Annotated in this window: 12 protein-coding genes; all 12 read right to left on the bottom strand. The window is 60.9% G+C overall.

Annotated features, from left to right (window positions below; all coding sequences use genetic code 11):
- Positions 1-5: 5 nt before the first annotated feature.
- Positions 6-308: an urease subunit gamma gene (gene ureA, locus PSH88_RS27380; protein WP_305423828.1), complete on the bottom strand. Its 303-nt coding sequence runs from the start codon at positions 306-308 to the stop codon at positions 6-8.
- A 156-nt stretch (positions 309-464) separates the two neighbouring features.
- A complete protein-coding gene (locus PSH88_RS27375) occupies positions 465-1,304 on the bottom strand; it encodes an urease accessory protein UreD (RefSeq protein ID WP_305423827.1) in 840 nt (279 codons plus the stop codon).
- 30 nt (positions 1,305-1,334) lie between these two features.
- Positions 1,335-2,033 carry an urea ABC transporter ATP-binding subunit UrtE gene (urtE, locus tag PSH88_RS27370; RefSeq protein WP_007907370.1) on the bottom strand — a complete coding sequence of 233 codons (699 nt, stop codon included), beginning with the start codon at positions 2,031-2,033 and terminating at the stop codon, positions 1,335-1,337.
- A gap of 140 nt (positions 2,034-2,173) precedes the next feature.
- Positions 2,174-3,046 (bottom strand): urea ABC transporter ATP-binding protein UrtD, encoded by an 873-nt coding sequence (urtD, locus tag PSH88_RS27365; protein WP_305423825.1) that lies wholly within the window; start codon positions 3,044-3,046, stop codon positions 2,174-2,176.
- A gap of 10 nt (positions 3,047-3,056) precedes the next feature.
- The gene (urtC, locus tag PSH88_RS27360; RefSeq protein WP_305423822.1) at positions 3,057-4,136 is read right to left on the bottom strand and encodes an urea ABC transporter permease subunit UrtC; all 1,080 of its coding nucleotides are present in this window, start codon (positions 4,134-4,136) and stop codon (positions 3,057-3,059) included.
- Entirely contained in the window at positions 4,136-5,638 is a 1,503-nt protein-coding gene (gene urtB, locus PSH88_RS27355; protein ID WP_305423820.1) for an urea ABC transporter permease subunit UrtB, read from the bottom strand. Before urtB ends, urtC begins: the two co-directional genes overlap by 1 nt.
- Positions 5,639-5,798: 160 nt before the next feature.
- Positions 5,799-7,064 carry an urea ABC transporter substrate-binding protein gene (gene urtA, locus PSH88_RS27350; RefSeq protein ID WP_217855664.1) on the bottom strand — a complete coding sequence of 422 codons (1,266 nt, stop codon included), beginning with the start codon at positions 7,062-7,064 and terminating at the stop codon, positions 5,799-5,801.
- Between the two features lie 513 nt (positions 7,065-7,577).
- Positions 7,578-7,949 carry a DUF6124 family protein gene (locus PSH88_RS27345; protein ID WP_305423819.1) on the bottom strand — a complete coding sequence of 124 codons (372 nt, stop codon included), beginning with the start codon at positions 7,947-7,949 and terminating at the stop codon, positions 7,578-7,580.
- A 528-nt stretch (positions 7,950-8,477) separates the two neighbouring features.
- Complete coding sequence (locus PSH88_RS27340; protein ID WP_086944057.1) at positions 8,478-9,488, bottom strand: FecCD family ABC transporter permease; 1,011 nt, start codon at positions 9,486-9,488, stop codon at positions 8,478-8,480.
- On the bottom strand, positions 9,485-10,432 hold the full coding sequence (locus PSH88_RS27335) for an ABC transporter substrate-binding protein (RefSeq protein WP_305423816.1): 948 nt from the start codon (positions 10,430-10,432) through the stop codon (positions 9,485-9,487). The genes PSH88_RS27340 and PSH88_RS27335 overlap by 4 nt, the downstream gene beginning before the upstream one ends.
- The gene (locus PSH88_RS27330) at positions 10,429-11,217 is read right to left on the bottom strand and encodes an ABC transporter ATP-binding protein (protein ID WP_305423815.1); all 789 of its coding nucleotides are present in this window, start codon (positions 11,215-11,217) and stop codon (positions 10,429-10,431) included. The genes PSH88_RS27335 and PSH88_RS27330 overlap by 4 nt, the downstream gene beginning before the upstream one ends.
- A gap of 199 nt (positions 11,218-11,416) precedes the next feature.
- Positions 11,417-12,796, bottom strand: coding sequence for a PepSY-associated TM helix domain-containing protein (locus PSH88_RS27325; RefSeq protein ID WP_305423813.1), 1,380 nt, complete (start codon positions 12,794-12,796; stop codon positions 11,417-11,419).
- Between the last annotated feature and the right edge of the window lie 37 nt (positions 12,797-12,833).

Genomic DNA, 12,833 nt, shown 5'->3' with positions numbered 1-12,833 from the left:
CGGCCTCAGGCGATCGGTTGGTGAACGGTGACCAGTTTGGTGCCGTCGGGAAACGTCGCCTCGACCTGGATCTCCGGGATCATTTCCGGGATGCCGTCCATCACTTGTTCGCGGCTGAGCAGGGTGGTGCCGTAATGCATCAGCTCGGCCACGGTCTGGCCGTCACGCGCGCCTTCGAGCAGCGCCGCGGAAATGTAGGCCATGGCCTCCGGGTAATTGAGTTTTACGCCACGAGCCAAACGCCGTTCGGCCACGAGACCGGCGGTGAAGATCAGCAGCTTGTCTTTTTCGCGTGGGGTCAGGTCCATCGTAGAAATCCATCCGGGCAGATAAAAAAGAGTTGGATCTGCTTGCACAGATCCCCTGTGGGAGCGGGCTTGCCCGCGATGGGGCCATCACATCCAATAGAGATGTTGGCTGTAAGACCGCCATCGCGGGCAAGCCCGCTCCCACAGAAAAGCATTTCAGGTGTTCCATATTCTTGGGGGGATAGCTTCTCGGCCAAGCAACACAGGCCGGAGCAAGCGCCACAAATCAATCAGCCAACCCCGTGCCAACAGCGCTTCACTGGCCAGGCACCGGGCGACCAAAAGCCCTGGCAACTGCGTCAGATCTCCGCGCACGTCATTGGCCAGCGAGCGGCACTTCTCCAGCAATTCGCTATCAATTTCACCCGTCACCAGCAACGTCGCAAACACCGGTTGGCCATCCAGCCCGATCGGCGAATCCAGCAAACCATCGTTCCCGACAATGCGCTGGCGTTCGTGCCAGAGCAACTGCCCGTCGCGGCGGATATCCAGGTGCGCCTGAAAGTGCCCGAGGTCAAAGCGCTCGCCACTGGCCGGGCGACCCAGCGCGACCACGTCCCAGTAGAACAGTCGCGCATCGCCCTCAAGGTCGATGCTGGTGTTGAGTTCCGCCTGAGCGTCGCTGAAGATAATCGTCTCTTGCGGCAGCCACTCCAACGTAGCACCGGCGGCCACGCGCAGGTCGAGTTTCTGATAAGCCGGCCCCGCCGCGCGATACCACTTGGCGGCGCCGGGGCTGGTGATTTGCGCCCAGGCGTGCGTGCCGACGCTGGCCGAGATGTCCAGCCGATCACCCCCGGCAATCCCCCCCGGCGGGTGGACGATGATGTGCTGACACACCTCGGGGCCTTCGGCATACAAGTGTTTCTGCACCCGCAGCGGGCCTTGGTGACGGCGCTGCACCGGGCGTGTGCTCTCGCCGAAACGGGCGTAGCCGAGTTCCAGCTCGGCATGCCAGCTGGGGGTGAACAGCGTGATGGGGGCAGGTAAATTCATGATTTCTGATTATCGTCAGGAGGCTGCAGGTTAGATCGTAACCAGTCCACGGACGCCTTCGGCTTCCATATTTTCGCCGCGACCTTGTTGCACGATCTCGCCCCGGGACATCACCAGGTACTGATCGGCCAGTTCGGCGGCGAAATCGTAAAACTGCTCCACCAGCAAAATCGCCATGTCGCCGCGCGCTGCAAGCTGCTTGATCACCGCGCCGATTTCCTTGATCACCGACGGCTGGATGCCTTCGGTGGGCTCGTCGAGAATCAGCAAACGTGGACGACTGGCCAGCGCTCTACCAATCGCCAGCTGCTGTTGCTGACCACCGGACAAGTCACCGCCACGCCGTTGCTTCATTTGCAGTAGCACCGGGAACAGCTCGTAAATGAACGCCGGGACTTCCTTGGCTTCGGAGCCGGGAAACCGCGACAGGCCCATCAGCAGGTTTTCTTCCACGGTCAGTCGACCAAAGATTTCCCGGCCCTGAGGCACGTAAGCGATGCCGGCATGCACCCGTTGGTGCGGCTTGAACGTGGTGATCGGTTTACCTTCCCAGTTCACCGCGCCTTCCTTGGCCGGCAACAAACCCATCAGGCATTTGAGCAAGGTGGTCTTGCCCACGCCATTGCGTCCGAGCAGGCAGGTGACTTCGCCGACCTTCACCTCAAACGTCAGGCCCCGCAGGATATGGCTACCGCCGTAGTACTGGTGCAGCTTGTCGACTTGCAGCATGTTCAAAATTCCTTCTGTTCCACACAGAACCCTGTGGGAGCGGGCTTGCCTGCGATGGCGGTGTGTCATTCAACAAAGATGTTGGATATGCAGGCCTCATCGCGGGCAAGCCCGCTCCCACAGGTTTTGCATTTGCAGGTCTAGCGACCGAGGTACACCTCGATCACCCGCTCATTGTCCTGCACCTGTTCCAGCGACCCTTCGGCCAGCACGCTGCCTTGGTGCAATACAGTGACGTGGTCGGCGATCGAGCCGACGAAGCCCATGTCGTGTTCCACCACCATCAGTGAATGCTGGCCGGCCAGGCGCTTGAACAGCTCGGCGGTGAATTCGGTTTCGGCGTCGGTCATGCCCGCCACCGGCTCGTCGAGCAGCAGCAGCTGCGGGTCTTGCATCAGCAACATGCCGATTTCCAGAAACTGCTTCTGACCGTGGGACAACAAACCCGCCGGGCGATTGACCGAGGCGGTCAGGCGAATGGTTTCCAGCACTTCGCTGATGCGATCTTCCTGCTCGCCACTGAGACGAGCCCGCAGACTGGCCCATACCGACTTGTCGGTCTTCTGCGCCAGCTCCAGGTTTTCGAACACGCTCAAGGCTTCGAACACCGTCGGCTTCTGGAACTTGCGACCGATGCCGGCCTGGGCAATCTGCACTTCGCTCATTTGCGTCAGATCGAGGGTTTCGCCGAACCAGGCCTTGCCGTGACTGGGGCGAGTCTTACCGGTGATCACGTCCATCAGCGTGGTCTTGCCCGCGCCGTTGGGGCCGATGATGCAGCGCAATTCGCCGACGCCGATGTACAAGTTCAGATCGTTGAGCGCCTTGAAGCCATCGAAGCTGACGCTGATGTCTTCCAGGGTCAGGATGGTGCCGTGTCGGGTGTTCAGACCTTTGCCGGCGCTCTGGCCGAGGCCGATGGCATCGCGGCTGCTGCCGGCGTCCCGGTTGGGCTCCAGGGGCGGAAAAAAGGCCGGTTCGAGCATGAATTCAGCCGTTGCAGTGGTTCTCATTTTACGAGCCTCATTGTTCACCCCTTTTCTTCAGCAACCCGATCACGCCTTTGGGCAGGTACAACGTCACGACGATGAACAGCGCGCCGAGGAAGAACAGCCAGTACTCCGGGAATGCCACGGTGAACCAGCTCTTCATCCCGTTGACCACGCCAGCGCCGAGCAGCGGACCGATCAGCGTGCCGCGCCCTCCGAGAGCCACCCAAACAGCGGCCTCAATAGAGTTAGTTGGCGACATTTCACTCGGGTTGATAATCCCGACTTGCGGCACATACAACGCGCCGGCCAAGCCACACAACACCGCGCTCAACACCCAGACAAACAACTTGAAACCGCGTGGATCGTAGCCGCAAAACATCAAGCGGTTTTCCGCATCCCGCAGGGCGGTCAGCACCCGGCCGAACTTGCTTTTCGCCAGGCGCCAGCCGATGAACAGACTCGCTACCAGCAACAGCACCGTGGCGAAAAACAGCACCGCGCGAGTCCCTGGTTCCGTGATGCCGAAGCCGAGAATGGTGCGGAAGTTGGTGAAGCCGTTATTGCCGCCAAACCCGGTTTCGTTGCGGAAAAACAGCAGCATTCCGGCGAAGGTCAGGGCCTGGGTCATGATCGAGAAATACACGCCCTTGATCCGCGAACGGAAGGCGAAGAAACCGAATACCAGCGCCAGCAATCCCGGCGCCAACACCACCAGGCACATGGCCCAAAGGAAGCTGCTGGTGCCAGTCCAGTACCACGGCAATTCGGTCCACGACAGGAAGGTCATGAACGCCGGCAAACCGTCACCCGAGGCCTGGCGCATCAGGTACATGCCCATCGCGTAACCGCCGAGGGCGAAGAACAGACCGTGACCCAGCGACAGCAAGCCGGCGTAACCCCAGACCAGATCAAGGGCCAGGGCGACGATGGCGTAGCAAAGGATTTTGCCCACCAGGGTTAGCGTATAGGCTGAAACATGAAACGCACTGTCCGGCGACAACAACGACAACAATGGCAGCGCCAGCAGTAAAACAAGGATCACCGCGCCAACGGCAATCGTGACTTTGGGGCCGGCCTTCTGGCTGGCTGTGAGCATCAGAGGCTGGTTCATCAGTCGATCACCCGTCCTTTCAGTGCGAAGAGGCCTTGCGGACGTTTCTGGATGAACAGAATGATCAGCGCGAGGATCAGGATTTTGCCCAGCACCGCACCGATCTGCGGTTCGAGAATTTTGTTGGCGATGCCGAGCCCGAAGGCGGCGAGCACGCTACCGGCCAATTGACCGACACCGCCGAGTACCACCACCAGGAACGAGTCGATGATGTAGCTCTGGCCGAGGTCCGGGCCGACGTTGCCGATCTGGCTGAGGGCTACACCGCCGAGGCCGGCAATGCCCGAGCCGAGGCCGAAGGCGAGCATGTCGACGCGCCCGGTCGGTACGCCGCAGCAGGCGGCCATGTTGCGGTTCTGGGTGACGGCGCGCACGTTCAAACCCAGGCGCGTCTTGTTCAGCAGCAGCCAGGTCAGCACCACGACAAACAAGGCAAACGCGATGATCACGATGCGGTTGTACGGCAGCACCAGATTGGGCAACACCTGAATCCCGCCCGACAACCACGCCGGGTTGGCCACTTCGACGTTTTGCGCACCGAACACCAGCCGTACCAACTGGATCAGCATCAGGCTGATGCCCCAGGTGGCGAGCAGGGTTTCCAGCGGTCGGCCGTAGAGGTGACGAATCACCGTGCGCTCCAGCGCCATGCCGATCCCGGCGGTAACGAAAAACGCCACCGGCAAAGCAATCAGCGGGTAGAACTCGATGGCTTGTGGCGCGAAGCGCTGGAACATCAGCTGCACCACATACGTCGAGTAAGCGCCGAGCATCAACATCTCGCCGTGGGCCATGTTGATCACGCCGAGCAGGCCGAAGGTGATCGCCAGCCCCAACGCCGCGAGTAGCAGAATCGAACCGAGGGACATACCACTGAACGCCTGCCCGAGCATCTCGCCGATCAGCAGTTTGCGTTTGACCTGGGCCAGGCTGGTTTCGGCGGCGGTGCGCACGCTGGCATCGGCTTCGACACCGGGTTCGAGCAACCCTTCGAGGCGAGTGCGGGCCAGTGGGTCGCCGGTTTCACCGAGCAGACGCACCGCAGCGAGGCGCACGGTCGGATCGGTGTCGACCAGTTGCAGATTGGCCAGCGCCAGGCTCAGGGCGGCGTGAACGGTTTCGTCTTTTTCGCCAGCCAGTTGCTGGTCGAGGAATTTCAGCTGCGCGGGTTTGGCGCTTTTCTGTAATTGCTGCGCGGCGGCCAGACGGGTTTTGGCGTCGGCGGCGAGCAATTGGTGGCTGGCCAACGCGGTGTCGATCAGGCCCCGCAGGCGATTGTTCAGGCGCAGGGTTTTCGGCTGTCCGTCGACGCTCAACTCACCTTGTTGCAGGGCGTTGATCAGTTCGATACGGGCCGGATCGGGCTGCGCGGCCCAGGTTTCCAGAAGCTTGGCTTGCTGCACGGGATTGGCCGCGACGAAGTCTTCGGCGTCGCCGGCGTGGGTGGCCATCGGCAGCAAAAGTGCGATGGCGAAAATGAGGCGGTAAAGGGCAGTGGGCATAGAAAGTCGCCTTGCGCGGACATTGTGGGAGCTGGCTTGCCTGCGATGCAGACGACTCGGTGCGTCTGATGCACCGAGGTGATGCCATCGCAGGCAAGCCAGCTCCCACAGGGATTTGTGTCGAGCCTGAATGAAGTGCCCAGGCCCGACACCCAGTGGCTTAGTTGCTCTTCACCGCATAGTCCGGCTTCTTGTCGTTACCCGAGATAAACGGGCTCCATGGTTGAGCGCGGATCGGCCCTTCGGTCTGCCATACCACGTTGAACTGACCGTCGGCCTGAATCTCGCCGATCATCACTGGCTTGTGCAGGTGGTGGTTGGTCTTGTCCATGGTCAGGGTGTAACCGGACGGTGCGGCGAAGGTCTGGCCGGCCAGGGCTTCGCGGACTTTGTCGACGTCGGTGGACTTGGCTTTCTCGGCCGCTTGCGCCCACATATGGATGCCAACGTAAGTGGCTTCCATCGGATCGTTGGTCACCGCTTTGTCGGCGCCCGGCAGGTTGTGTTTCTTGGCGTAGGCTTTCCAGTCGGCGACGAATTTCTTGTTCTGCGGGTTCTCGACCGACTCAAAGTAGTTCCACGCCGCGAGGTTGCCCACCAGCGGTTTGGTGTCGATGCCGCGCAATTCTTCTTCGCCCACGGAGAACGCCACGACCGGAACGTCGGTCGCTTTCAGGCCCTGGTTGGCCAGCTCTTTATAGAACGGCACGTTGGAGTCGCCGTTGACCGTGGAGATGACCGCCGTCTTGCCACCGGCGGAGAATTTTTTGATGTTGGCCACGATGGTTTGATAGTCGCTGTGGCCGAACGGGGTGTAGACCTCTTCGATGTCCTTGTCCGCCACACCTTTGGAGTGCAGGAACGAGCGCAGAATCTTGTTGGTGGTGCGCGGGTAAACGTAGTCGGTGCCGAGCAGGAAGTAACGCTTGGCGCTGCCGCCTTCTTCGCTCATCAGGTATTCCACCGCCGGAATCGCCTGCTGGTTGGGCGCCGCGCCGGTGTAGAACACGTTCGGCGACATCTCTTCGCCTTCGTACTGCACCGGGTAGAACAGCAGGCCGTTGAGCTCTTCGAACACCGGCAGCACCGATTTACGCGACACCGAGGTCCAGCAACCGAACACCACCGCCACCTTGTCCTGAGTCAGCAACTGCCGGCCCTTTTCGGCGAACAACGGCCAGTTCGATGCCGGGTCAACCACCACCGGTTCAAGCATCTTGCCGTTCACGCCGCCCTTGGCGTTGATTTCGTCGATGGTCATCAACGCCATGTCTTTGAGCGAGGTTTCGGAGATCGCCATGGTGCCGGACAACGAATGCAGAATACCGACCTTGATGGTCTCGGCGGCCTGGACGGTCCAGGCCATGCCCATCGCGGCAATGCTTGCCGATAGTGTGAAAGCCTTGATCAAACTGCGACGCTTCATTGTGCGATCTCCATGAACGTTAAAGTTTTTTATGGTTGGCAGATGCGGACGACTGAAGGGTCTTTAGCAAGGGCTGTGCCCGGTCGGGGAAGGGCAAGGAAATGTCGTATTAGAGCGGTTGCGGGGTTTGGGTGACGCACCATGAAGGGACGCGTCTGGCGCGTTGGTGCGAGAAGATGCGCCACATTGGGGCGCAGATATTGTCTCACTCCAAGGAGCGAAGCTTGCTCGCGAAGACGGTGTGCCAGTCACAAGGATATTGGATATGCTGCCGTCATCGCGGGCAAGCCTCGCTCCCACAGGGGGAGCGGTCATATACAAAATCTGTGTAGGACACAAATCCTGTGGGAGCGGGCTTGCCCGCGATGGCGGTGGGTCAGTCACGGTGATGTTGAATGTGCCGCCGCCATCGCAGGCAAGCCAGCTCCCACAGGAGGAGCGGTCATATACAAAATCTGTGTACGACACAAATCCTGTGGGAGCGAGCCTGCTCGCGATGAACGATAACGCGGTCTACGCCGGGTCGACGTTATCCAGCGCCCGGTTCACCGCCAGTTCCGCCAGCATGATGCTCTGTTGAATCGCCAGCGCCGTGTAGCGCTGCGGGCCGGTCAGGTCGTTGGCGAAATCGCTGGTCAGGACGCTCGCTGTGGCTAACGATTCGTAGGCGTGGGCCAGCAGGCTTTCGGTATCCATATTCGGGGCGACCATGAACATGGTGCTGGGGCGGCGGGGTTTTTCGGTGTATTGCGCCGGGGGATCGAGGTAGTAGTCGAGGGCGCGTTTTATGGCTTCGCGGTCTTTGAGTAATTCTTCAGTGCGCGAGGCTTCGGCGTTGGGGGTGGTGGTATTGAAGGGTGGGTCTGGTACGAGTTTCTTATTCATTGAAATATCCTCTAATCAGTTGAAGCCATCACTCGTCGTTTCTCACGCGACGGAGTGGTGGCAGCTATGTGCGGAGTGAGAAACCGGTAGAGGATCAAACCCGGCCGGACCGAAGTCCGCCCGCACACAGCCGCCATAGAGCATTGCAGGCAGCGGATAAGCTGTCGGCGATTATGGTGGTACTGGCGATGGATTAAAACCTCTTCCGGGCTCTCACACCCGATCGCTGAGTGTTCAGCGACAGCCCAAGACTAGAGGGCTCGCGTCCGACGAACAACCTGAAAAAGGCGTGGGAAAGTTCCGTGTTTTGACACATCCGTTAAACATTCAAAAGCGGAACGCGGAGCGTCCCTGGCGGCATTCCCACGCGGGAGCGTGGGAACGATCAATCCCCAAATTTGTGTACGACACAAATCCTGTGGGAGCGGGCTTGCCCGCGATAGCGGAGGGTCAGTCACGGTGATGTTGAATGTGCCGCCGTCATCGCAGGCAAGCCAGCTCCCACAGGTGCAGTGGTTCTTTTGGAAATTAGCGGCGGCGCATCAGGCCGATGAAGAACAGGCCGCCAATCGCGGCGGTGGCGACGCCAATGGGCAAGTCTTCCGGGGCGATCAGGGTGCGCGCGGCCACGTCGACCCAGACGAGGAACAGGCTGCCCAACAACACGCACACCGGCAGCAACCGCCGATGCTCGGCACCTACCAATCGCCGGGCAATGTGCGGCACCATCAACCCGACAAAACCAATCGAACCGCTGATCGACACCAGCACCCCGGTCATCAATGAGGCAATCAAAAACACCCGCAAGCGCACGGTGCGGGCATTGAGCCCGAGGGTCACAGCGGTCTGTTCGCCGGCCATCAACGCATTCAACGGCCGAGCCATCCCCAGCAACAACACCAACCCAAGCAACACACTCGCCGCCGGCACCGCGAGCAATTCCCAGCGCGCCAACCCGAGGCCACCGAGCATCCAGAACATCACCGCCGAACTGGCGCGATGGTCGCCCAGAAACAGCAGCAGGTTGGCGATTGCCATCATCACGAATGACACCGCGACACCGCACAGCAGCAGCCGATCACTGTCCAGCCGCCCATGACGGTTGGCGATCATCAGCACGACCAGCATGCTCAGCAGCGCGCCGATAAACGCCGCGATGGGCAAGGTCAGCAGGCCGACGATTTCACCGACATGCAACACCACGATCACCGCGCCGAGGGTCGCGCCGGAGGTCACGCCTAACAAGTGCGGATCGGCCAATGGATTGCGCGTCACCGCTTGCAGCACCGCACCGATCAGCGCCAGGCCGGCGCCCACCAGCGCGCCGAGCAACATGCGCGGCACGCGGATCAGCCAGACGATGTGTTCCTGTCCGGCCGTCCAGTTCTGCTCGCCAACACCGAACGCCTTGTGCAGCAGAATCCGCCACACCACGTCCACCGGCACCCGCGCCGGGCCAAAACCCAGCGACACCACACACGACATCAGCAACAGCACGCCGAGGCCGATCAGCAACAAGGCATAGCGACGGTCGATCATTCGCCGTGGAAACCCTTGGCCAGGGTTTCGACCGCCAACACGTTGTCGATTCCCGGCGTAGCCTGCACGTACGGAATGACGATGAAGCGCTGGTTTTTGATCGCGTCCACCGATTGCAGGGCCTGGTTGTTCAGCAAAAACTGCTCCTTCTGTTCAGCGGTGACTTCGCCGTAATCGACGATCACGATCACCTGCGGATTGCGCTCGACCACGTTTTCCCAATTGACCCGGGTCCAGCTCGCCTCGACGTCATCGAGGATGTTGCGCCCGCCGGCCGCGTCGATCAGCGCTTGCGGCATGCCCAGGCGCCCGGAGGTCATGGCCCGGTCTTCACCGCTGTCGTAGAGAAATACCCGAGGCTTGTCCGCTGGCAGATCCTGGCGCACCTCGGCGACTTGCGCCTGCATCTGGGCGATCACGGCGTTGGCGCGGTCTTGCACGTCGAAGATTTTGCCGAGGTTGCGCAGGTCGTTGTAGGTGTCTTCCAGGCTCGCGGGTGGGCGCTTCATCACGAACGCGCAGGACTCGGTGAGTTCGTAGACATTGATGCCCAGCGGTTGCAGGGTTTGCGGCGTGAGGTCACCGCCCACGCGCATGCCGTAGTCCCAACCGGCGAAGAAGAAATCGACGTTGGCGTTGAGTAGGGTTTCCACCGATGGGTACTTGGCCGCCAGTTCCGGCAAGCCGTCGAGGATGGTCTGCATCTGGGGCGTCACCGACCTCCATCCGGTCACGCCGCTGTAGCCGGCCATCCTGGGTTTGAGACCGAGGGCGAGCATCATTTGGGTCATGTTGATGTCGTGGCTGACCGCGTGTTTCGGCGCTTGCTTGAAGGTCACTGCGCGGTTGCAACTCTGGACAGTCAGCGGGTATTTCGTGGCCTCGGCGAAGGCCTGGGCACTGCCCAGCAACAACGCGACGCAAAGCAGGGAACGCAAAGTCATGGTTGGGTTATCCAGGTGATTCGTGGGTAGCCGTGCAAGGGATGGTCATCGATCAGGGCGTCGACGCCGAACACGTTGTGCAAAAGGTGTGTGGTCAGGACTTCTTTGGGGGAGCCGCTGGCGACGATACGGCCGTGATGAATCACGTACAGCCGATCGCAGAAGGCCGCCGCCAGATTGAGGTCGTGAATACTCGCCAGCGTGCCGATCTGCAGGCGTTTGACCAGTTGCAGCAGTTCCAGTTGATAGCGCGGGTCGAGGTGGTTGGTCGGCTCATCGAGGATCAGCAATTGCGGTTGCTGGGCCAGGGCGCGGGCGAGGATCACACGCTGCTTTTCACCGCCGGAAAGGGTGGCGAAAGCGTGGTCTTCGAAACCTTTGAGGCCGACCGATTCCAGGGCGTGGGTCGCGAGGTGGCGGTCGTGCACGGTGTCGCCGTCGAACAGGCCTTTGTGCGGCGTGCGGCCCATGGCGACCACTTCCTCGACGGTCAGGCCGAAGGCATCGGGGAATTCCTGCAACACCACGGCGATGCGTTGCGCGCACCAGCGTGAGGATTGTTTCCAGACGTTGTGGTGGTCGAGTTTTACTTCGCCGCTTTCCGGTTTGCTGAAGCGATAGGCGCAACGCAACAGGCTGGTTTTGCCGCTGCCGTTGGGGCCGATCAACCCGACGAACTCACCGGCGGCCACGTGCAAGGACGCGTCACGCAGCTGGAACTGGTGATGGCAGTGGCCATGGCCCAGGGGTGTCCAGGCGAGGTTGGTGAGGTTCAGCGAGGTCATTTCATTCCAGTTGATCGTAATGATCGTTCCCACGCTCTGCGTGGGAACGCCTCAATGGACGCTCTGCGTCCGCTTTTGGGACGCGGAGCGTCCCGGGCTGCATTCCTTTGCTGCGCGTGGGAACGATCAATCGGCGGTGACGAAGAAAGATCGCGGTTCGCATTGTATTGGCTTTACGCGTACGCGTATCTCGCCTGTTTCATGATGAAGGTGAGGTGGATTCAGTTTGCCGGCCCCGGCGCGACAGCAGACCCCAATCCAATAGCCACACGACCACCAGCGAAGCCCCCACTAACGGAAACATCACCGCCAGGGCGAACATGATGACCATCGCGGTTTTCCATTTCGGCAGGTCGTGGCGCAACGGCGGCACCCCGACTTTGCCCTGTGGCCGACGCTTCCACCAGATCACCACACCACTCACTGCACTGAGCAGAATCATCAGGCAGATCAGCAGCGCGATGATCTGATTGATCGGGCCGAACATCTTGCCTTCGTGCAGCATCACGCCGACTTCCGTGGCCCGGGCGACGTTGCTGTAATGCTGCCAGCGCACGTCGGCGAGAACGTCGCCGGTGTACTGGTCGACATGCAGGGTGGCGTCGTTGCGCGGGTCGTCGGCGAACACCGCGATGGTGAACACGCCGGCGGATGTGGTCGGGAAAGTGATGCTGTAGCCGGGCTCGACCTTGCGCTGCACGGCGATGTTCTGCACGTCTTGCAGGCTGATGGTCGGCGCTGCCGGGCCGGTTTGCGTGCTGGTGTGAGCCATGTGTTCGGCATGGTCGCCAGACATCGGCATCGGCGTGTTTTCCATGGCCCACGGCACGGTCTGGCGGGTTGCGCTGTTGAGGCTGCGGGCCTCGACGTCGGACTTGGGCACGTCATTCCACATGGCGACCGGGAAGCGGTTCCAGAGGTCGGCGTATTGCTTGCCCCAGAATCCGGTCCAGGTCATGCCGCTGAGCAGCATCACCAGCAGCAATGCCGCGCCCCAGAACCCGGTCACCGCGTGCAGGTCACGCCAGAGCACTCGGCCGCGACTGTTCAGGCGTGGCCAGAGAATCCCGGCGGACTGGCCGCGCGGCCACCATAAAAATACCCCGGAGACCACCAGCACGACGCCCCATCCGGCGGCCAGTTCTACCAGTCGATCACCGACGGTGCCGATCATCAATTCGCCGTGAATCGAGCGCGCGACTGCTTGCAGATTTTTCTTCGCGTCTTGCTCGCCAAGGATGTCGCCGTGGTACGGATCGATGAACACGTTCAGTTCATGACCTTCATTGATCACCACAAATTGCGCACTGCGTTCGGCGTTGACTGGCGGCAGGTACTGTTTGATCTGACCTTGTGGATATGCTTCTTTCACCCGTTTGAGCAGGTCGTCGGCGGAGACTTTGTGATGAGCAGCGGGGACGTTCAGCAGGCTGCCGTACATCAACGGATCGAGTTGCGGTTTGAACAGGTAGACGATTCCGGTCAGGGCCAGCATCACCATGAATGGCGCGACGAACAGGCCGGCATAGAAATGCCAGCGCCAGGCCAGGTTGTAGAAATTCGGTTTGGGCTGTTTCATTCGTGTGCTCCGCTAGGCGTTGTTCTTTGTTGTTTAG

It is taken from the genome of Pseudomonas wuhanensis, assembly GCF_030687395.1.
Classification (GTDB): domain Bacteria; phylum Pseudomonadota; class Gammaproteobacteria; order Pseudomonadales; family Pseudomonadaceae; genus Aquipseudomonas; species Aquipseudomonas wuhanensis.
This window is presented reverse-complemented; position numbering and strand designations above follow the sequence as displayed.

Bases quoted from the DNA above. Each gene is read 5' to 3' on its own strand.
- urtE (WP_007907370.1), bottom strand. From the start codon at position 2,033: ATGCTGCAAGTCGACAAGCTGCACCAGTACTACGGCGGTAGCCATATC.
- PSH88_RS27345 (WP_305423819.1), bottom strand. From the start codon at position 7,949: ATGAATAAGAAACTCGTACCAGACCCACCCTTCAATACCACCACCCCC.
- PSH88_RS27330 (WP_305423815.1), bottom strand. From the start codon at position 11,217: ATGACCTCGCTGAACCTCACCAACCTCGCCTGGACACCCCTGGGCCAT.
- PSH88_RS27375 (WP_305423827.1), bottom strand. From the start codon at position 1,304: ATGAATTTACCTGCCCCCATCACGCTGTTCACCCCCAGCTGGCATGCC.
- PSH88_RS27340 (WP_086944057.1), bottom strand. From the start codon at position 9,488: ATGATCGACCGTCGCTATGCCTTGTTGCTGATCGGCCTCGGCGTGCTG.
- urtA (WP_217855664.1), bottom strand. From the start codon at position 7,064: ATGAAGCGTCGCAGTTTGATCAAGGCTTTCACACTATCGGCAAGCATT.
- urtD (WP_305423825.1), bottom strand. From the start codon at position 3,046: ATGAGAACCACTGCAACGGCTGAATTCATGCTCGAACCGGCCTTTTTT.
- urtB (WP_305423820.1), bottom strand. From the start codon at position 5,638: ATGCCCACTGCCCTTTACCGCCTCATTTTCGCCATCGCACTTTTGCTG.
- PSH88_RS27325 (WP_305423813.1), bottom strand. From the start codon at position 12,796: ATGAAACAGCCCAAACCGAATTTCTACAACCTGGCCTGGCGCTGGCAT.
- ureA (WP_305423828.1), bottom strand. From the start codon at position 308: ATGGACCTGACCCCACGCGAAAAAGACAAGCTGCTGATCTTCACCGCC.
- PSH88_RS27335 (WP_305423816.1), bottom strand. From the start codon at position 10,432: ATGACTTTGCGTTCCCTGCTTTGCGTCGCGTTGTTGCTGGGCAGTGCC.
- urtC (WP_305423822.1), bottom strand. From the start codon at position 4,136: ATGAACCAGCCTCTGATGCTCACAGCCAGCCAGAAGGCCGGCCCCAAA.